At 62.0% G+C, this 18,830-nt stretch carries 12 protein-coding genes; 4 read left to right on the forward strand and 8 right to left on the reverse strand.

The annotated features are described in order from the left end of the window. Positions 1–185 precede the first annotated feature (185 nt). Positions 186–1,373, forward strand: coding sequence for a porin (locus U5768_RS03430; RefSeq protein WP_322028964.1), 1,188 nt, complete (start codon positions 186–188; stop codon positions 1,371–1,373). A gap of 39 nt (positions 1,374–1,412) precedes the next feature. Here the strand turns inward: U5768_RS03430 and U5768_RS03435 are convergent, their stop codons facing one another. The 6 genes from U5768_RS03435 to U5768_RS03460 form a co-directional block, all read right to left on the reverse strand. Continuing rightward, the gene (locus U5768_RS03435) at positions 1,413–2,138 is read right to left on the reverse strand and encodes a GntR family transcriptional regulator (RefSeq protein WP_322028965.1); all 726 of its coding nucleotides are present in this window, start codon (positions 2,136–2,138) and stop codon (positions 1,413–1,415) included. Between the two features lie 138 nt (positions 2,139–2,276). Then, a complete protein-coding gene (locus U5768_RS03440) occupies positions 2,277–3,335 on the reverse strand; it encodes a porin (protein WP_322028966.1) in 1,059 nt (352 codons plus the stop codon). Between the two features lie 726 nt (positions 3,336–4,061). After that, positions 4,062–5,369, reverse strand: coding sequence for an MFS transporter (locus U5768_RS03445; protein WP_322028967.1), 1,308 nt, complete (start codon positions 5,367–5,369; stop codon positions 4,062–4,064). Between the two features lie 67 nt (positions 5,370–5,436). Further along, positions 5,437–6,651, reverse strand: coding sequence for a tricarballylate utilization 4Fe-4S protein TcuB (tcuB, locus tag U5768_RS03450; protein WP_322028968.1), 1,215 nt, complete (start codon positions 6,649–6,651; stop codon positions 5,437–5,439). Further along, entirely contained in the window at positions 6,638–8,047 is a 1,410-nt protein-coding gene (tcuA, locus tag U5768_RS03455) for an FAD-dependent tricarballylate dehydrogenase TcuA (RefSeq protein WP_322028969.1), read from the reverse strand. The genes tcuB and tcuA overlap by 14 nt, the downstream gene beginning before the upstream one ends. Before the next feature lie 52 nt (positions 8,048–8,099). After that, entirely contained in the window at positions 8,100–9,065 is a 966-nt protein-coding gene (locus tag U5768_RS03460) for a LysR family transcriptional regulator (protein ID WP_322028970.1), read from the reverse strand. A gap of 338 nt (positions 9,066–9,403) precedes the next feature. Here U5768_RS03460 and U5768_RS03465 point away from each other — a divergent pair, with 338 nt between their 5' ends. Continuing rightward, positions 9,404–11,320: an AAA family ATPase gene (locus U5768_RS03465; RefSeq protein WP_322028971.1), complete on the forward strand. Its 1,917-nt coding sequence runs from the start codon at positions 9,404–9,406 to the stop codon at positions 11,318–11,320. A gap of 31 nt (positions 11,321–11,351) precedes the next feature. On the opposite strand, the gene U5768_RS03470 is transcribed toward U5768_RS03465, so the two are convergent. Together U5768_RS03470 and gcvA are read right to left on the reverse strand one after the other, a co-directional pair. Next, positions 11,352–16,193: an NAD-glutamate dehydrogenase gene (locus tag U5768_RS03470; protein ID WP_322028972.1), complete on the reverse strand. Its 4,842-nt coding sequence runs from the start codon at positions 16,191–16,193 to the stop codon at positions 11,352–11,354. A 181-nt stretch (positions 16,194–16,374) separates the two neighbouring features. Then, entirely contained in the window at positions 16,375–17,298 is a 924-nt protein-coding gene (gcvA, locus tag U5768_RS03475; protein WP_415913835.1) for a transcriptional regulator GcvA, read from the reverse strand. Between the two features lie 180 nt (positions 17,299–17,478). Here gcvA and U5768_RS03480 point away from each other — a divergent pair, with 180 nt between their 5' ends. Together U5768_RS03480 and U5768_RS03485 are read left to right on the forward strand one after the other, a co-directional pair. Then, positions 17,479–18,183, forward strand: coding sequence for an SDR family oxidoreductase (locus U5768_RS03480; RefSeq protein ID WP_322028974.1), 705 nt, complete (start codon positions 17,479–17,481; stop codon positions 18,181–18,183). A gap of 10 nt (positions 18,184–18,193) precedes the next feature. Next, positions 18,194–18,772 carry a pyridoxamine 5'-phosphate oxidase family protein gene (locus U5768_RS03485; RefSeq protein WP_322028975.1) on the forward strand — a complete coding sequence of 193 codons (579 nt, stop codon included), beginning with the start codon at positions 18,194–18,196 and terminating at the stop codon, positions 18,770–18,772. Positions 18,773–18,830: the final 58 nt, after the last annotated feature.

An 18,830-nucleotide genomic window follows, 5' to 3' on the forward strand; every position in this document is an offset into this window, starting at 1 on the left:
CGGCACAGACGATTCCGGTTGCCGACCTCATCTGGATCTCGAACCGGGATCCTGACGCAGCACGCTCAGCCGCTCAAAAGCGGTGCGCAACCGGCAAGGAGGTGTGAGACGTCCACCACGCTCCGTGGCTGGTCAATTACACGCAGTTGCACGACTTGAATCAAAAGACAAAGTGAGGAGACACAATGTTTCGCCGAAGCACGTGGAGCAAACATCCGTTTTCGCGCGTCCTGCTCGTGGCCGGCGCGATCGCCGGAACCGGCCCGGCCGCACATGGGCAAACGACTTTCACCATCGGTGGCTTTCTGGACGAGAGCGTTGCCGGCTACCGCGATTCGAACGGGTCGCGCCTTGTTCAGATGCAGGACTCCGCGATCTTTCCCACGAAGATCTTTTTTCGCGGCGCCGAAGACCTCGGGGGCGGTCTCAGCGCCAACTTCAGTCTCGACTCGATGATCGGGTTGAGCAATGGCGCGCTCTCTCCGCAATCGCATGGCGCCATCTTCGAAAACTCCGCATGGGTCGGATTGCGGCAAGCCGGGGCGGGTAGCATCCGGATGGGTCAGCAGAACGACTTCAGCTTCGACTACTTCCTGATTGGCGGCATCGATCCCGCAACGGGTATCGCGGGCGGCATGCTGAACTTTCGCACGGGGAGTTTTGGCGCGGATCTGCTTGGCGTGCACGGACCGGCGCAAATCGGGGCGGCGATCGCCGGCGGCCCTTATGCTCCGATCATCACCAACGGCGTGCCCACCGGACTGGGGGCGATCAACTGGGACCGCGTGGGCGGCGAACGCATGTCCAACGCCGTCAAGGTCGTGTCCGACGAATATGCGGGCTTCTCGGTCGGAGCGATGTATAGCTTCGGCGGCGTTGCCGGCGATTTTTCGAACGGCTCGGGCAAGAGCGCCGTATTGAGCTACCGCGCGGGGGAAACGCGCGCCGCTGTCGTCTACACCGACCAGAACTACAGTCCGGTGAACAACGGTCACGACGGCATCGCCAACCTGCTGGCCGGCGTGCGTACCCGAATCGCGGACTTCAAGCTCACCGCCATGTACAGTCAGGCGCGCAACACCTATACCGGCGCGAGAATCTACGCGCTGGCGACCGGCGTGGGTTATGACTTCACGTTCGACTGGAATCTGGGCGCGGCTTACACGTACTCCAACGGCAACGCCCAGTTGAAGAATGTGACGGTCAACCAGGCCGCGCTCCAGCTCACGCATGCTCTTTCGAAGCTGACGTCGATCTATCTGACCGGCGTGTTCCAGCGCACGAACGGCGCGTATCCGGCCGAAATCGGCAACACCGTGGCGGCCGGCAATATTCAGTCGGTGATTGCGATGGGGATGCTCGTTCGATTCTGACGAGGGGCGCGAACTCGCGCCATGCAGGACCGGCGCGGCTTAAACGCCGCGCGCCTGCAGAACCGACATCAGCCCCCCGAGCACGATCGCCCGGCCCTTATCGTACGTATCCAGCAACAGTTTCCGGTTCTGCGTTACCAAAGCCTTGATCAGTTGCTCTTCTATACGCGCGTCGAGGTGCGTTCGCTGGACCGTGAGGTCCGTCGCCAGCGAGCGGTAACGGTCGGTCAGCCGCATGAGCCTGAGAACCTCGCGCTTGAGGATCTTGTTTTCCGACAGGTCGAAAATGGCGTCATGAAACGCCCGGTGACGCTCTATCCACGCGTCGCGCGCGCCGGTTGCGAGCAGCGTATGCAACTCCGCCACCATCGCCTCGAGCAGCTTCAGATGAGCGGGCGTTGGCCAGACGACCGTCGCGAGCAATTCCGCCTCTAGCAGATGGCGCATCCTGTAGAGTTGTTTCGCTTCGTCGCTGGAAAGCTGGGCCACGAAAAAGCCGCGATTCGCGTCATGTTCGATGATGCCTTCCGCCGCGAGCAGCTTGAGCGCCTCCCGCACCGGCACACGGCTGATACCGAATCGCTCGGCGAGATCGGCCTGGCGCAACTGGAGACCGGGGGCGAGCGTGCCCCGGTTGATCAGTCTGCGGGTTTCCGCTGCGATCTGTGATGGGAGATCGATCCCGTTGAACTCTACGATTTCCACGATGCCCGGATTCCGGAATTTTATACAATCGAGAATTATATCCGGATTCCTGGCGGCCATAACCTGGTTTGGCGCCCAGGGCGCGGGGCGCAGTTCGTTGTCCTGTGCATCGCCAAAGCACCCGGTAGGGAGTCAGGCTTATAGATATCGACATCCTGACTCCCCGAAAATGCTTACTGCAAGATTTGCAGCTCCGTACTAGAAACGTGTTTGCATGCCGATGCCCAGCGCGGTCACGTGTTCGTCGTAGGACGTGGGGGCTGGCAAGCCCCCGGGCGGAAAGATGCTCTGCTTCCCGACACCGCCGTTCCAGAGTTTCTTGTAGAAGCCGTACAACGAAGTGGATTTTGACAGGAAGTAGGTGTAGGTCACCGCGAACGATCGCACGCTCCAGTTTCCGCCAGGAACCTCATTCTCGTCGCTAAGCCCGCCGTAACCGAAGCCCAGCGTGCCAACGGGCCCCGTATTCACGGTGAACCCTCCTTGCCATGCCTTGTCGGTGTATCCGGGATTATTTCGTCGCAACTGATAGGTCCCGTACAAGGTCAACCAGTCGAACCGATATTTCACGCCAAACGCATGCTCAAGCGTATTGGAATCCGCACCAGGCGCCACCGTGATGCTTCGAGCCAGCCCGTAGCTCGCCGTCAGGCCGCCGTTTGTATACCAAACACTTCCGATCTCGTATTTGGTGTTTTTGTCCGCGCCCTGATTTGACCCGAACGAGTAACCCAGCGTCGCGCTAAGTCCGTGCCAGGTGGGCGAGCTGTACTGCAGCGCGTTATCCTGACGCGCCGGGTCTTGCAGCGGATTGAAGATCCACGGCCGGGGCTCCTCTCCAGTCATCGAGCCCAATACCGATCCTGTCGACATCAGGACGGGATCAAAACTGGTCGCCCATACGTAGCCCACGGTTTGCAGCCGCCCCGAGATCAGCGAGCCCCACGGACTCTCAACCCCAAGATAGGCTTGCCGCCCGAACTCGCGACCGCCCTGCCCCAGCGTGCCGTTGTTGATATTGAAGCCGTTTTCCAGCACGGCGATAGCGGAGAGCCCACCGCCGAGATCCTCCTTCGCGCGGATACCCCACCTCGAGCCACCCAACCCGCCGGAGTTCATGCTACTGACACTCGTAGCGGAGTTCTTGAAGTACCCGTAAAAAATGTCGGCAACGCCGTAGAGCGTGACGCTCGACTGCGCGTGGGCCATGCACGGGAGCAACGCCCCCCAAATGCACGCTGCAACTTTCTTTTGCACTGCTGTCTCCTGTCTCTAGTTTTTCAAACACGAAAATGTCAAGCAACCCGCGGCACGCCTTGGTACCGGGACAACCCAAATTCCTGTCGCAACTATCGTATTCGTTTTTGTATTTAAAATAGTAGTCTGCGGACTGGGTGGAAGTCAACGCGGGGTTTCCGCTAGTTCGGAACTTGCGGTCTCGAAGCCCGGCAACCTGTTTTGGAGCGAATATGGCGAAAGGAGAAGGACCCGCGCCGGTTCCGGCGCGCGCGCCATGACACTTTTTTGGCGGCGATGCGCAATCACTGTCTGGGCGTGCGATTGTGTCGACGCGCAGTGCGAAATGGCATCGGCAACACCTGCGGGCGGGAATGCGCCGCAGAGGACAGTCGAGGGGGACACGAAGCTGACCAAACTGGCAGAGTTAGTCAGTTAAACTGATTAATGACGCGATGCTCGTGAGCCTGCGCGGCAAGTGGTACGGGATGGCGAGGTGCCGAGGGTCGATGAATACAGCGCCAAATTCGACATGCTGCGGCTGAAGCAGCGCGACCCCGCTTCAGCCAAATGCTTCTTCACGCGCTTCCTGCGTTCGATTCATGTTTCACGCAGGATCGATACTGCCCCGCTGCGTTGCTCTCCGGCAGCAAGGCAGATGTTTTAGTTCCGGCCGAAATGAAGCGCACGTTTGTAATGTTCAATAACCGGCCGGAAAACAGCTACATCGGATGCGCTGTCGTCGCATCAAAGCGATACGCCCGCCGACTCCACGCGCCCCGAACGCCGCCGATACAACCCGAGCGTCGCGGCGAGCCCGCACAACGCGGCAAAGCTGAGCCAGTAGCCCGGCGCGGCTTTGTCGTGCGTGATTTCGATCAGATAGGTCGATACCGCCGGCGTAAAGCCGCCAAACAGCGCTGTTGCGAGGCTGAATGCCAGCGAGAAGCCCGCAACGCGCACCTGGGCCGGCATGACTTCGGTGAGCGCAGCGACCATCGCGCCGTTGTACATGCCGAAGAAAAACGAGAACCACAGCAGCACGATCAGCATGCGAGCGAAACTCGGCGCAGCGGCAAGCCATGAAAGCGCCGGATACGCGGTGACGATCGCCAGCGCGGAAATGGCGAGCAGGATCGGCTTGCGGCCTACGCGATCCGAAAGCGCACCGCCAATCGGAAGCCATGCGAAGTTCGACAGGCCCACGAAGAGCGTCACAATGAGCGTATCGGCCGTGGAGAGCCGGAGTACGGCTTTACCGAAAGTCGGCGTATAGACGGTGATGAGATAGAACGTCGTGGTCGTCATCGCCGTGAGCAGCATGCCGGCGATAACGGTGCGCCAGTTGGCCAGCAGCATCGCGAAGATTTCGCGCGCCTGCGGATGATGGCGGCGCGCTTCGAACGCAGCGGTCTCCTGCAGCGAGCGGCGCAGAATGAAGAGAAACGGCACGATGGCGCAACCGATAAAAAACGGAATGCGCCAACCCCATGCGGCGATCTGCTGCGCGGAAAGCCACTGATTCAACGCATAGCCAAGCGCCGCAGCCATTACGATCGCGACCTGCTGGCTCGCCGATTGCCAGCTCGTGTAGAAGCCCTTGTTTCCCGGTGTCGCCATTTCCGAGAGATACACGGAAACACCACCCAGTTCCGCGCCCGCCGAAAAGCCCTGCAATAGCCGGCCGATCAGGACAAGCGCGGGCGCGAGCAACCCAATCGTCGCGTAGCCCGGCACGCAGGCGATCAGGATCGTGCCGCTCGCCATGATGGAAAGCGTGACGATCAAACCCATGCGCCGCCCCACTTTGTCGATATAGGCGCCAAGCAGGATCGCGCCGAGCGGACGCATGAGGAAGCCCGCGCCGAATACGGCGAAGGTCAGCATCAACGAAGCATATTCACTCGTCGATGGAAAGAAGATCCTCGAAATCGACGTGGCGTAGAAGCCAAACAGAAAGAAGTCGAACTGTTCGAGGAAATTGCCGCTCGTGACGCGCAGCACGGTTGCCGCCCGCGACGCGCGCGAGGTGGCGCTCGGCTCTGTGGGGTTCATGGACTGTCTCCTGTGATTGTTGGTGTCACGCGGGGGAGCATGACGCTCCCCCGTTTTTTTGCCGCCGCTAGTCAGAACCGAGACTGAGCGTGTTGCGCTGCCGCTTTTCTATCGACGATTTGAGCAACGCCGCCGAGCGGAAAATGCCATGGGCGAATTTCCCGTAAGGCAACGTCGCGAACAGCGCCATGACGATTCCCAGGTGAATCGCGAGCAGCGCCGGCATGGCGGAGGTCGCCCGCAAGCCCATGAGCGCGAGGCCCGATGCGCTCGTAAGCAGCAGGAGCGCGATGAACCCGCGGTCCATCGAGCGCTGGCGCGTATCGCCCTGCTGCGGATGCCGCTTTAGATTGAGCCACAGCAGCCCCGCCGGTCCAATGATAAGCCCGATGCCGCCCAGCGTGCCCAGCAGGACCGGCACGCTCAGGAAGGGATACGGCGCCTCCAGCCCGAGCAGGTAGTGATACGCCGTCGCGACCACCGTAGCGGCAAAGCACAGCATGAAGCCATAAAACGTCAGATGATGGAAACGCCGTCTCGCAAGCGTGAAAGCGTCGTTCGATTCGTTGCAGCCGTCGCCGTGGCCGCCGTCGAGATACTTGAGCGTCAGCGCGTTTCCCGCGGCTTCGACCACCGCGGGTGCGCTTGCGCTCGCCGTTCCCGCCGACACGTTGCGCCAGAAACGCGTGACGCCCACGCCTAGCGCCAGCACAGCGAACAGAAAGACCGCACCGAACATCGCCGCGAGCAGGTTATGCGGGAAGATCGCATAGAAGTTCGCCGCAGCGACAGGAGCCGAAAGTCCGCCGTGCATAGCCGTGCCGAGCAGCAGAAAGAGCGCGAGCCCCGCTGCGAGTGCGACCGAAACCGTGAGGCCGTTGCGTTTGTAGAGCGCGCCGAGGGCGGCCGGGAACGCGTATTCCGTATAGGTTTCGAGGCGTACTTTGGCCATCGCCTGCGGCACGTTCACGGCGAACTCGTGCGGCGGTGCGTACTGGCAGGCGTGATAGCACGCGCCGCAGTTGTGACACAGGTTCGCGAGGTAGTTCACGTCCGCCTTGCCAAATTCGAGGCGGCGCGTCATGGCCGGGAACACGGCGCAGAAACCTTCGCAATAGCGGCAGGCGTTGCAGATCTGCATCTGCCGCGCCACTTCGCTTTCGCTGGCGCTCATCGGCACAATGGGAATCACCCGTGCGCCGCCTTGCGTCCCGCGAACCGTTTTTACATCCGCTGGCACTGTGCTCGTGCGCTCGCCCGCGAGGGCGTCAGTGCGCTGCATGGTGAGTCTCCGTCGTCTGAAGTGCGGCGCGCGCTGCCTGTGTGCCGGCAATGCGCCCGAATGCGGTGCCGATCGACATGCCGACACCCGCCGTGTAACCCTTGCCGAGCACGTTGCCCGCCATCATCTCGCCCGCGACGAACAGGTTCTCGCTGGCTTCGCCGCCAAAATGGACCTGCGCGCGGTCGTTGGTCTTGAGTCCGAGGTACGTGAACGTGATGCCGGGCCGCAGCGCGTAACCGTAGTAAGGCGGCGTATCAATGGAGCGCGCCCAGTGCGTCTTGGGCGGCGTAATGCCGTCGGTGTGGCAGTCGTCGAGCGCGGTGTGATCGAAGGTGCCGACGCGGCACGCCTCGTTGTAGCGCGTGAGCGTTTCCATAAAGCGCGCTTCGGGCAGGTTCAGCTTGCGCGCGAGTTCGGGCAGCGTATTGGCTCTTTCGCCCGGAAACACGGGCGGCATGAAGCGGCCAATGGCTTTCGAGTCGATGATCGAATAGCCGATCTGACCCGGCTGTTGCGCAACGAGCCGCCCCCAGATCGCGTAGCGCTTGGGCCAGAAGTCCTCGCCTTCGTCGTAGAAGCGCTCGGCGTCGCGATTTACGACCACGCCGAGCGAAACGCAGTCGATGCGCGTACAGATGCCGCCGTCATAGAGCGGCGCGCGCGCATCGATGGCGACGCAATGCGACTGCGACGGGTCGCCGATCATATCCGCGCCCGCGTCGATCATGTGCTTGATTAACACGCCCATGTTGAAGCGCGTGCCGCGAATGCGGAAGTTATCGGCCGGCCACTCGCCGCGCTCGTTCTGCCCCCACGCTTCGCGCAGCCACTCACGGTTCGATTCGAAGCCGCCCGCCGCCAGTACGCAGGCGCGCGCCTCGAAGCGCTGATTGCCGCTCTTCGCCGCGACGAAGCGGCCGCCATTCAGTTCCAGTGAGTCCACTGGCGTTTCGTACCGGATCTCCACGCCGAGCGCTTGCGCGCTGCGGTAATACGCGTTGACGAGCGCCTTGCCGCCGCCCATGAAGAACGCGTTGGTGCGCGCCACATGCAGGGCGCCTGAGAGCGGAGGCTGGAAACGCACGCCGTGCTTCTGCATCCACGGCCGGCACGACGACGAGGCGCGTATCGTCAGGCGCGCGAGATGCTCGTTGGTGATGCCGCCCGTGACTTTCAGCAGGTCTTGCCAGAATTCCTCTTCGGGATACGCATCAACCAGCACGTCCTGCGGCTCGTCATGCATGCACCGCAAGTTGCGCGTGTGCTGTGAGTTGCCGCCGCGCCACTCGCGCGGCGCCGATTCGAGCAGCAGGACCGACGCGCCGGCTTCGCGCGCCATCAACGCTGCACATAGCGCAGCATTGCCTCCTCCGATCACAAGTACATCGACCATCCTCTGTGCCTCCTTTCGGACACACTCTAATGGCCGCGCGCTCCGCCCGCCATCAGGGGGCCGTTAAGGGGTCTTCAGTTTTCGTGAAGACTGCCTCCGGGCGCAGGCGCGCGCCGGGCCAACGTCCTTCGCGAACCAGCCGGCGGGCTACATCGGCGAGCACGACTCGCGCCGCCAAGCCCGCGGGCGACAACTCGTCGTCGGAGACGCTTGCGATCATGTTGGGACGCGTCGCGTAACTCTCGGCCACGCGCACACTCGCCAAAGCGGCATTCTCCGGGCGCGCGAGCGCGGCTCCCGGTTGAATGGTCGCACCAAAGCCAGCCCGCACGGAATCCATCAGGAGTGCCAGGCCGTCCACTTCCGCGATGACGTTGGGTTCGTATCTGGCGCGCTTGAATGCGGCGCTCAGCAGAGAGCGAAGCCCGTGCGTGCCGCTGGGAAGAATCAGCGGCAGTTTGCCAAGTTGCCCGAGACGCACCGAGGCGCCGCTGGGCATACCGCCGACATGGCTCGCGCCGATGACGAACAGCCGTTCCTCGAGCAGCGGCGCCACGCTCCAGCGTTGTGCGGGTACTTCGCGAAACAGCACGGCGAGGTCGATTTGACGCGCACTCAGCATGGAAGCCAGATAGCCGGACAGACTTTCCACCATGCGCAGACGAACCTCGGGATAGCGCTCGCGCATGGCCTGCATGAAGGCGACGCCGAGCACGCTCGCCGTGCTCGGCGCCATGCCGACGCTCACGTGCCCGGACAGACGGGCATCGCGTGCAGCGAGCGCGGCATCGTCGATATGGCGCAGCGCGAGTTGCGCCTGCCGCCAGAATGCGAGGCCGGCATCGGTCGGGACGACACCACTGGAAGTGCGCTGCAACAGTCGTGTGGATAGTTCGCCTTCCAGACGGCTGATCTGCTGACTCAGCGCGGAAGTGACGACGCCGAGTTCCAGCGCGGCTTTGCCCATGCTTCCATGTTCGACGACGCTGAGAAAATAGCGCAGTTGTCTGAGTTCCATTTCATCATCGGCAAGAGCGGGAATTGGGGGCTATTGTCGCAGAACGCAATCGCGGGTAACGCGCTTGTGTTTTCGCGCCCCGGCTTCAGATCCGATCACGCCCTCAAAAAAATCACGCCACCAACCCTAAATCCCTGGATTAAAAGGTATTTATCCGTCAATCCTTTTTTTCTCGCGCCGCACAATACAGGCATAATTCGATAGGAGCAGCGCAATAAAAAGGGTCGTTTTCGTATTCCTGAATATCTATGGACTACGCAAGGCGCGACGCTCGGGCGCCTCCAGTCCCACGATATATTTCTAGCGTCGTCACGGCGGCGCGAGGCAGGAATAGATTCATGAAAGCGGCAAGGAATTCGCGGTGGTCACGCTTTGGCCGATACGTTGCGTTGGGTATTTGCGTGGTCGCAGTCGCGGCAACGGCTGGTCTCTTCTACTGGCGGCACGATGCGAATCTCGCGCGCTCCCAGCCAGCGGCGCTGGGCGGCGTGGCCCGCGAAATGCGGCATGACGCGTCGCCGTGGACGAAGCGCGAGAAAGATGCGTCGGAATTGCTGCGCGATATTCACGACCGCGATGTCGCCGCGATCGGCGTGAGCCGCGAAGCGATTCTCGTCTCGACCGTCGGCGGCGAAAAGTATTATGTGGCCGACCATAACGGCGCATTTTCGAACGCCCTCTTGCTCGGCGATCTGAAGCCGGGCGCCACGCCGCCATGGCAACTCGTGTGGTTGCCGCACGCCGACGTGAGCGTTGGCCCCGCGCACTGGACTGAAGTATTCGACCGCCTGCGCGACGCCCTCAGTCTGCTGTTTCCCGTATTGATGCTAGGCGGCCTGTTCTGGTTCATGCGCCGCGAAATGGGCGGCGGCGCGCAATTGCTCGGCGAATCGCCTACGTTGCGCTTCGAGGACGTGATTGGCGCGGGCGAAGCGAAAGCCGCGCTCGCCGACGTGCGCGCGTGGCTCACCGAGCCGGCGCAATTCACGGGCATGGGCGTGCGCGCACCATGCGGCGTGTTGATGACGGGCGGCCCAGGCGTCGGCAAAACGCGCCTCGCTCAGGCGCTGGCAGGCGAATGCGGCGCGAACTTCATCGCCATCACGGGCAGCTATTTCAGCGCGAAGTATTACGGCGTTGGCATTCAGAAGGTCAAGCGCCTGTTCGAACTTGCGCGCAAGAATGCGCCCACGGTCATCTTCATCGACGAGGCGGACGGTCTCGGCAAGCGCACCGATACGGGCGGCGGTCCGGTCGAGGCGGAGAGCAACCGCATCATCAATCAGTTGCTCGCGGAGATGGATGGCTTCGAATCGAACGAAGGCGTGATCATTGTGGCCGCAACCAATCACCCCGACAATCTCGACGAAGCGCTGCGCCGTCCCGGCCGTTTCGACCGCACGGTGCAGGTGCGTCTGCCCGATCTCGAGGATCGTGCCGAGATATTGCGCTTCTACGCCACCAATCTGAAAACGAAAGCCGACGACATCGATTTCAATCAGCTCGCGCGGTTGACCACGGGCCTTTCGCCGGCCACGCTCTCGATGATCGTGAATCAGGCGGGTCTCGTCGCGCGCAAGGCCGGCAAGCAGGAAATCGCCGCGGTGGATTTTCTCGAAGCGATCAAGATTGCGCGCATTGGCGATGTGAACGGCGCCGAGCGCGCGCTTTCGGACGACGAACGCACGCGCATTGCGATCCACGAAGCGGGACATGGCCTCGTCGCCGCCCTCCTCGGCACCGGCGTGCTCGAAGAAGTGACGATTCTGCCGCGCGGGGGCGCACTGGGCGTGGCGCTGATCACGAAAATGCAGGACAAGTACCTGTATCGCGAGACGGAAATGCGCAACGAGATTCAGGTCCTGCTGGGTGGCCGCAATGCGGAATTGCTCATGTTCCGCGAAGCATCGAGCGGCGCGGCGCAGGATCTGCAGGAGGCCTCGCGCATCAGTCTCGACATGGTGTCGAAGCACGGCTTCAACGCGGACGGCAATCTGTTCAGTCTCGCGGCTCTGCCGCAGCAGGTCGCGGGCTTGCAGTTGAAGACCGCGATCGAGCACGCGAACGGGCTGCTGCACGAACTCAATGACGCGTGCTTCGCATTGCTGCGCGCGAACGAGCCGGTGCTGCGCGCGATCGCCGACCAGTTGCTCGAATCGGAGACGGTGGCCGGCGAAACGGTCTATCGTCTGATTCGCGAGCACGCGGCGGCCGTGGCGAGCACGCAGGCGGTGACCGAAGCGGCCGCCGCCTGACCAGCCGCTCGCATCACCGCCGCGCCGGCCCTCAACTCCTTTCGAGCGCCGCCATCGCTCGCACGATTACGAGCAGCACAGAAAGACTCACGCCGCTCGAAGCGCGCAGTTCCGTAAGCAACTGTGCATAACGCTCGAGCGCGGCTTCGTGTTGCGCGCACCATGCGTCCACGAGTGTTTGCGCGTTCTCGGAATCAGCGCCCTGCGCAAGCACGCTCGTCGTGAGTGCGCGCTTGAGGTGCGCCACCTCGGCGAGCGCCGCGGCGCGCGCCATGGTGTCCCAATGCGTGGGCGTGGGCAAGGTCGCCGCACGCTCGCTAATCCAACTGTAATTGAGCCGCGTGCCCAAGGCAAAGTACACCGCCGCAACGCGCTCAAGGGGCTGGTCGCACGCCGCCGCCACGTCGGCAATGTCCAGTAGTGCTACCGAAATATCTCCGCTCGCCACGCGCAGCGCTAGCGCATTTTCAACGCCCGCGTTCACGAGTTCGCCCTGGCGCGCCGAGAGCGCTTCGAGATCCGCTTCGGGCAGCAGCGTCGGCAATTGCGGTGCGAGGCGCTGCGCGGCGTCGCGACAGCGCGCCAGCAGCGTGCTCACGCCGTCGTCATTGACCGCTCCCGCCTGCAGATGCCGCAGGAACCATAGCGCCGCGCGTTCGAGCAACCGCGCGATGTCGACGAACATACGCGCCTGCACGTCGTCGGGCACGCGGTTGTCGAGCGAATCGATGGCGCGCCAGATATCGTCGAGACCGAATACATCGCGCGCCATGATGCACGCGCGCACGATTTCGCCGGGTTGCGCGTCGGTTTCCTCCATCAGACGATGCACGAATGCGCAACCCACTCGGTTCATCAGCGCGTTCGTCAGATGCGTCGCCAGGATTTCGCGCCGCAGCGGATGCCGATGCATTGGTTCGCTAAAGCGCTGTTGCAGCGGCTTCGGAAAGTAGTCGATCAGCAGGTTCGCGACGAGCGGGTCTTCAGGCACGGACGAGTCCAGCAACGCGTCGTAGAGCCACATCTTGCTGTAAGCGAGCAGCACGGCACGCTCCGGCGACGTGAGCCCGAGTTTCGCGGCCTGGCGTTCGGCAATTTCGTCGTCGGTCGGCAGGAATTCGATATGCCGGTTGAGACGTCCCGCACGTTCGAGCCAGCGCATGAGGCGCGATTCGGCATCGAGCAGTTCCACCGCATAGCGGCCTGCGATCGAAAGCGCCTGCGTCTGATAGTAGTTGTCGCTCAGCACCAGCAGGCCGACTTCGTCGGTCATCTCCGCGAGCAACGTGTTGCGCTGCTTCGTCGTCATTTCGCCGTCGGCTACCACGAGTCCGAGCAGAATCTTGATGTTCACTTCGTGGTCCGAACAATCCACGCCTGCTGAATTGTCGATCGCATCCGTATTGATGTGGCCGCCGTGCTGGGCGAATTCGATGCGCCCGAGTTGCGTGACGCCCAGATTGCCGCCCTCGCCCACGACCTTGCAGCGCAACTCGGAGCCGTTCACGCGTACGGCGTCGTTGGCGCGGTCGCCGACTTGTGCGTTGGTCTCGCGCGCGGCTTTCACATAGGTGCCGATGCCGCCGTTATAGAGCAGATCGACGTTCGCGAGCAGGATCCCCCGAATCAACTCGGTTGGCGAGAGCGCGGCCGCGTCGATGCCGAGCGCGGCGCGCACCGCGGCCGAAAGCGGAATCGTCTTCATGGTGCGCGCGAACACGCCGCCGCCCGCCGATATCGTCGCGGGATCGTAGTCGGCCCAACTGGAACGTTCGAGCGCGAAAAGCCGCGTACGCTCGGCGAGGCTCGCGGCCGGATCGGGATTGGGATCGAGGAAAATATGGCGATGATCGAAGGCGGCGACGAGTTTGATATGCGGCGAGAGCAGCATGCCGTTGCCGAACACGTCGCCCGACATGTCGCCAATGCCGACCACGGTGAAATCCGTGGCCTGCGTATCCACGCCCATTTCGCGGAAATGCCGCTTGACCGACTCCCACGCGCCGCGCGCCGTGATCGCCATCTTTTTGTGATCGTAGCCTACGGAGCCGCCCGAGGCGAAAGCATCGTCGAGCCAGAAACCGTATTCGGCGGATATCGCGTTCGCGTAGTCGGAAAATGTCGCCGTGCCCTTGTCGGCGGCCACGACGAGATAGGGGTCGTCGGGGTCGTGGCGCACGACATCGGGCGGCGGCACGATCGCGTTGTTCACCAGGTTGTCGGTGAGATCGAGCAGGCCGCGCAGGAAGGTCTGATAGCAGGCCACGCCTTCGCGCATCCACGCCTCGCGGTCGCTTGCGGGCGGCGGGTTCTTCACGACGAAACCGCCCTTCGATCCCACGGGCACGATCACAACGTTCTTCACCATCTGCGCCTTCATGAGACCGAGCACTTCGGTGCGGAAGTCTTCGCGACGATCGGACCAGCGCAGGCCGCCGCGCGCCACGCGTCCGCCGCGCAAATGCACGCCTTCGACGCGCGGCGAATAAACCCAGATCTCGAACATGGGCTTGGGCTCGGGCAGGCCCGGCACTTTCGACGGGTCGAATTTGAACGAGAGCGAGGGCCGCTCCGCGCCATTGTCTTCGCGGCGGAAATAGTTCGTGCGCACCGTTGCGTTGATCACGCCGAGGAACTGGCGCAGAATGCGGTCTTCGTCGAGATTGGGCACCTGGTCGAGCGCGCTTTCAATGGCCTTGAGCATGAGGGCCGTGCGTTCTTCCCGCGCCTGCGAATCGCGCGGATCGAATCGGAGTACGAACAATTCGACGAACTGGCGTGCGATTGCAGGATTGCCGGTGAGCGCTCGCTCGATATAGGCGTCGCTGAAGGTCGAACCTACCTGACGCAAATACTTCGCATAGGCGCGCAGGATCGTGACTTCGCGCGCGCTCAAATAGGCCCTGAGTACGAGCCGGTTGAAATCGTCGTTTTCGATGCGCGCATTCCAGACGCTTTCAAACGCATCTTCGAACAGGCTCTTCACGCGTTCGATATCGAATTCGGCATCGTCCGCGAGTTCAAGGCCGAAATCATGAACCCACGCGGGCTCGCAGGACGGCGCCTCGATCACATAGGGCCGCTCTTCGTCCACCCGCACGCCGAGATGTTCGAGCATCGGCAGGCTGCGCGAAAGCGCAATGGCTTCGCCCGCACAGTAGACCTTGAAGCGGAACGTACGCGGTCCCGCCTCGATGGGGCGGTAGAGATTCATGGCGATACGCTGCGTTCCCTGCACGCGCTCGATCAGCTCGATGTCGCGTACTGCCGTGCGCGCGGGGTAGTCGTCGCGATAGCCTGGCGGAAACGAATCGGCGTAACGATGCAGCAGACGTGTGCCCTGCTCTTCGCCGAACGCGTCGAGCAGCGCGTCGGCCAGATCGTCCTGCCAGCGGCGCGTGACCTGCACAAGCCGCGCTTCCAGTTCACGCGTGTCGACCTCCGGCATCGTGCCGGGCTCGGCATGCACGACAAAGTGAATCCGCGCGATGGCCGACTCCGAAAGCAACGGCGTGAACTCCACGGAAACGCCGTTGAAAGCCTCCACGAGCAGATTGGCAATGCGCCGCCGCAGATCGGTATTGTATTTGTCGCGCGAGACGTACACGAGGCACGAAACGAAGCGATTGAAGCGGTCGCGCCGCACGAACAGGCGCGTACGCTGATGTTCCTGCAAACGCAGCACGCCGAGCGCGATGTCGAAAAGCTCATCTTCGCTCGCCTGCAATAACTCGTCGCGTGGGTAAGTTTCGAGCACCGTCACCAGCGATTTGCCGAGATGGCCTTTTGGCAGAAAGCCCGCACGTCGCACGATATTCGCGCATTTGCGCCGCACGATCGGGATTTCGGCAGTGGACACCATATAGGCGGTCGAGGTGTAAAGGCCCACGAAGCGGCGCTCGCCGCACACCTTGCCGTCCGCCCCGACGAGTTTTACGCCCACATAGTCGAGATAGCCGGGCCGGTGCACCGTGGCGCGCGAATTTGCTTTCGTCAGAAAAATAGGCCATGCGCCGCTGATAATGTCCTCGGCCGCCGGCGGTAACGGCGTGATGTCGGCAGTGCCTGCCGCGCGCAGCGATTCGCGCAGAATCCCGAGCCCCGAGCCTTCCACGCCGCGCAATGCGTAGCCGCCCTCGTGCGAAACCAGCGCGTAATCGCGTTGGCCGAGGAAGGTGAAATGGTCGGCTACCATCCATTCGAGAAACGCGCGCGCTTCGATCTCCTCTGCGCTCGTTTCGCGCGCCTTCATCGACTTGATCGTGGTGCGCGCGGCCTCGAGGAGTTTTGGCCAGTCCTCGACCGACGCACGCACATCGCCGAGCACCTTGGCAATATCGTTACGCAATTCGTCGAGCTTTGCTGCGTCGCCGCAGCGGTCCACTTCGAAATGGATGAACGAGGCAAGTTGCGATTGCCCGTCGCCGGCGCTGGCCCCGCCCTCGCCCACGCGCTCGATTGCCCCGTCCTTGCCGCGCCAGATCCGGAATACGGGGTGCAGCGCGGAATGCAGTGCGAGTCCCAGTCGATTGACGGCCATGGAAACGGAATCGACGAGAAACGGCATGTCGTCGTTCACGATTTCAATGACGGTGTGGTCCGAATGCCAGCCGTGCTGTTCGAGGATCGGGTTGTAGACCTGCATGCGCTCGCTGCCCGGCACGAAGCGCTGCGCGGTTCGCCAGTGCGCCATGGCGGCGCCGTACAGGTCGGCGATGCTGCGGCTACGCAGATCTTCAGCGTCGGCAAAATCGTAGTAGTGCTGCAGGAAAGGCTCGACGATCCTGAACGTAGGCTCGGGCAAACGCGCCCGCGCAAACTCCATGACGTCGGAGAGCAGATGGGCGACGAATTCCTCGTTCCTCGCTAGCATGACGAACTCCTTGGCGGATAGTCATCGACTGCATCGGCGGTTCGGTCATTATGCACCGGCAAGGTGATCGAACGATGAATGCGTGCGCACGAGCCGCCTGATGGCGAGACGTCGCGCGCTTGCGCGCTGCATTGCAATGCGGAGATTGGCGCAGAAATTGCTGACTGCGAAAGCGCTTGCTTCAGCGCGCGAGCGGAGCCGTTTTCGAGGTGGAATTGAATTGAGCGAGTAGCCAGGTGCGAAGCTTCTGGCTCGTCTCCCATCTGACGCTGGTCTGCGGGAGGACAACGTAATAACCCAGTGAAAGCGGTAACGAAAAATCGAACAGGCGTTGCAGCCTTCCGGCTGCAATATCGCGCTCGACGAGATGTTCGCTCGTGAGCGCAATGCCCTGCCCTGCAATGGCCGCGTCGATGGCGAGCGACGACTGACTGAAGTGCGGCCCTTTCAGCGTGCCATGATCGTTTGTGCTTTCCACTGCGTTAAAAAACTCCGGCCAGAGGTCATGAGAATCGTGGAGCAAGACGTAATTTTCGAGGTCCGAAATCGTGCGCACCGGGCAATCAGGTTTGATCAGTTGCGGATTGGCTACCGCGAACACCTGTAGCGGAAATAGCAGGTCGCTGACGAGCCCTTTCGCGAACGGGGGCTTACCGAGCCGGACCGCGATATCCACGCCGTCGGACCGGAAATTGCACAGCGCGGCATCGGCAATAATCCGGACGTCGATATCCGGATGTTTCTCGCCGAACTCTGCAAGCCGGGGTATCAGCCATTTCGAAGCGAATGAGGGCGTCGTGCTGATCGTGAGGGATGTCGAACGCCGGTTGAGCGCCTCGGTCGCGTCGGCGACGATCGTGAGCGCCCGTTGAACCGCAGCGAAGTACGTATGCCCCTCGATCGTGAGAGCAAGACCCCGAGGTCCCCTCGCGAAAAGGGGCAAATTCAGCGCTTCCTCCAGCAACCGCACCTGTTGCGCAACGGCGCCTTGCGTCACGCCGAGTTCCTCGGCGGCGAGGCGAAAATTGAGGTGCCGGGCAGATGCATCGAACGCGCGCAGCGCATTCAGCGGCGGGAGGTGGCGGGGCTTCAATGAGTGCGTCAACGGGTATATTGGATTGTGAAAGCCAGCAACAGCGGAATCAATCGCGAGCCTGTAGAATTTTTATCGTCAGACAATAATAAACATCATTCGACAATCAGATCATAACGCCATACAGTTTGCCAGACAGAATCCCATGCAGTGCGGCCCTGACGTGCTGAATCTATTCAAGGAGAGAGCAACATGGCAGTAGAAAAAGTAGCACTCGTTACTGCGGCTGGAAAAGGTATGGGCGCGGCGATCGCGCGTGAACTGGCGGCTAGTGGCTACCGTCTGGCCCTGATGTCACCCTCCGGCAGCGCGGCCGAACTGGCGGGAGAGCTGGGTGGCTTCGGCTTCACGGGCTCAGTAACCGAACCAGACTGTATTGACCGATTCGTTCGCGAAACGCTTGAAAAGTACGGCCGCATTGATGCGGTAGTGAACAACACGGGGCATCCCCCGAAAGGCGATCTGTTGTCTATCGCCGATGAACAATGGCACCTCGGGCTCGATCTCATCGTGCTCAACGTCGCTCGCGTGCTGCGCTGCGTGACGCCCGCATTTCTCGAGCAAGGCGGCGGTGCGGTGGTGAATATTTCGAGCTTTGCCGCCGATGCGCCTGAACAGGCCATGCCCGTTTCTTCTGCGTTGCGCGCCGCGTTGAGTTCATTCACGCGCCTTTATGCCGATCGCTACGCCAGGGACAATATTCGAATCAATTCCGTTCTACCGGGATTTATCGACAGTTGGCCCGAAACACCGGAAATCGTCGCTCGCATTCCGGTGGGCCGCTTCGGCAAGACACAGGAGATCGCGCAAACGGTCGCGTTCCTCTTGTCGGATGCCGCGGGATACATCACGGGACAAAACATCCGTGTCGATGGCGGTATCGTGCGTGGTCTGTAACGCGGCGAATATGGATCAGATTGTCGACATGGTCTGGGCGCACCTGCACGCGGGCGCAAATGCCGGCAAGGAGCGCTCACCCTTCACGATGCTGCAAGCCGCGACGATCGCGCTAGACGGTGCCCCTGCCGTGCGCACGGTCGTATTGCGACGCGCCTCTCGCGAACAGCGCTCGGTCATGTTCCATACCGACGTGCGGTCTACGAAAGTGGCCGAATTGAGGCGCGATCCGCGCATATCGCTTCTCGGCTGCGATCTCGATGCGGGGATTCAAATACGCCTGCATGGCGTTGCGAGCATCGTCGAAGCGACATCGGTGAGGAGACACGTCTGGAACTCGAGCCAGCCTCGGACGTTGATCGTCTATCGCACGCCGTTTGCACCAGCGACGCCGGTCACGTCTCCCGCCCAAGCCCATGCAGCGACGCACGCCGAAAATATGGGCCCGTCAGCGGGATTCGAAAACTTCTGCCTGATTGAAGTGACAGTATCGAGAATCGATTATCTCGATCTGAATCCTGCTGGGCACATGCGAGCCAGTCTCGTGTTCGAAGACGGGGAATGGCGTGGGACCTGGATAGCGCCATAGATTGGCGATCTGCTATTTATTTTCCACGTGCCCAAACGCCAGAACCCCGGCGCTCATC

Source organism: Paraburkholderia sp. J76 (assembly GCF_905220295.1).
Classification (GTDB): Bacteria; Pseudomonadota; Gammaproteobacteria; order Burkholderiales; family Burkholderiaceae; genus Paraburkholderia.

What these genes read in the sequence shown, in the direction of transcription:
- U5768_RS03430 (WP_322028964.1), top strand. Translation starts at nt 186, where the DNA reads ATGTTTCGCCGAAGCACGTGGAGCAAACATCCGTTTTCGCGCGTCCTG.
- U5768_RS03480 (WP_322028974.1), top strand. Translation starts at nt 17,479, where the DNA reads ATGGCAGTAGAAAAAGTAGCACTCGTTACTGCGGCTGGAAAAGGTATG.
- U5768_RS03465 (WP_322028971.1), top strand. Translation starts at nt 9,404, where the DNA reads ATGAAAGCGGCAAGGAATTCGCGGTGGTCACGCTTTGGCCGATACGTT.
- tcuA (WP_322028969.1), bottom strand. Translation starts at nt 8,047, where the DNA reads ATGGTCGATGTACTTGTGATCGGAGGAGGCAATGCTGCGCTATGTGCA.
- U5768_RS03435 (WP_322028965.1), bottom strand. Translation starts at nt 2,138, where the DNA reads ATGGCCGCCAGGAATCCGGATATAATTCTCGATTGTATAAAATTCCGG.
- U5768_RS03485 (WP_322028975.1), top strand. Translation starts at nt 18,194, where the DNA reads ATGGATCAGATTGTCGACATGGTCTGGGCGCACCTGCACGCGGGCGCA.
- U5768_RS03460 (WP_322028970.1), bottom strand. Translation starts at nt 9,065, where the DNA reads ATGGAACTCAGACAACTGCGCTATTTTCTCAGCGTCGTCGAACATGGA.
- tcuB (WP_322028968.1), bottom strand. Translation starts at nt 6,651, where the DNA reads ATGCAGCGCACTGACGCCCTCGCGGGCGAGCGCACGAGCACAGTGCCA.
- U5768_RS03470 (WP_322028972.1), bottom strand. Translation starts at nt 16,193, where the DNA reads ATGCTAGCGAGGAACGAGGAATTCGTCGCCCATCTGCTCTCCGACGTC.
- U5768_RS03445 (WP_322028967.1), bottom strand. Translation starts at nt 5,369, where the DNA reads ATGAACCCCACAGAGCCGAGCGCCACCTCGCGCGCGTCGCGGGCGGCA.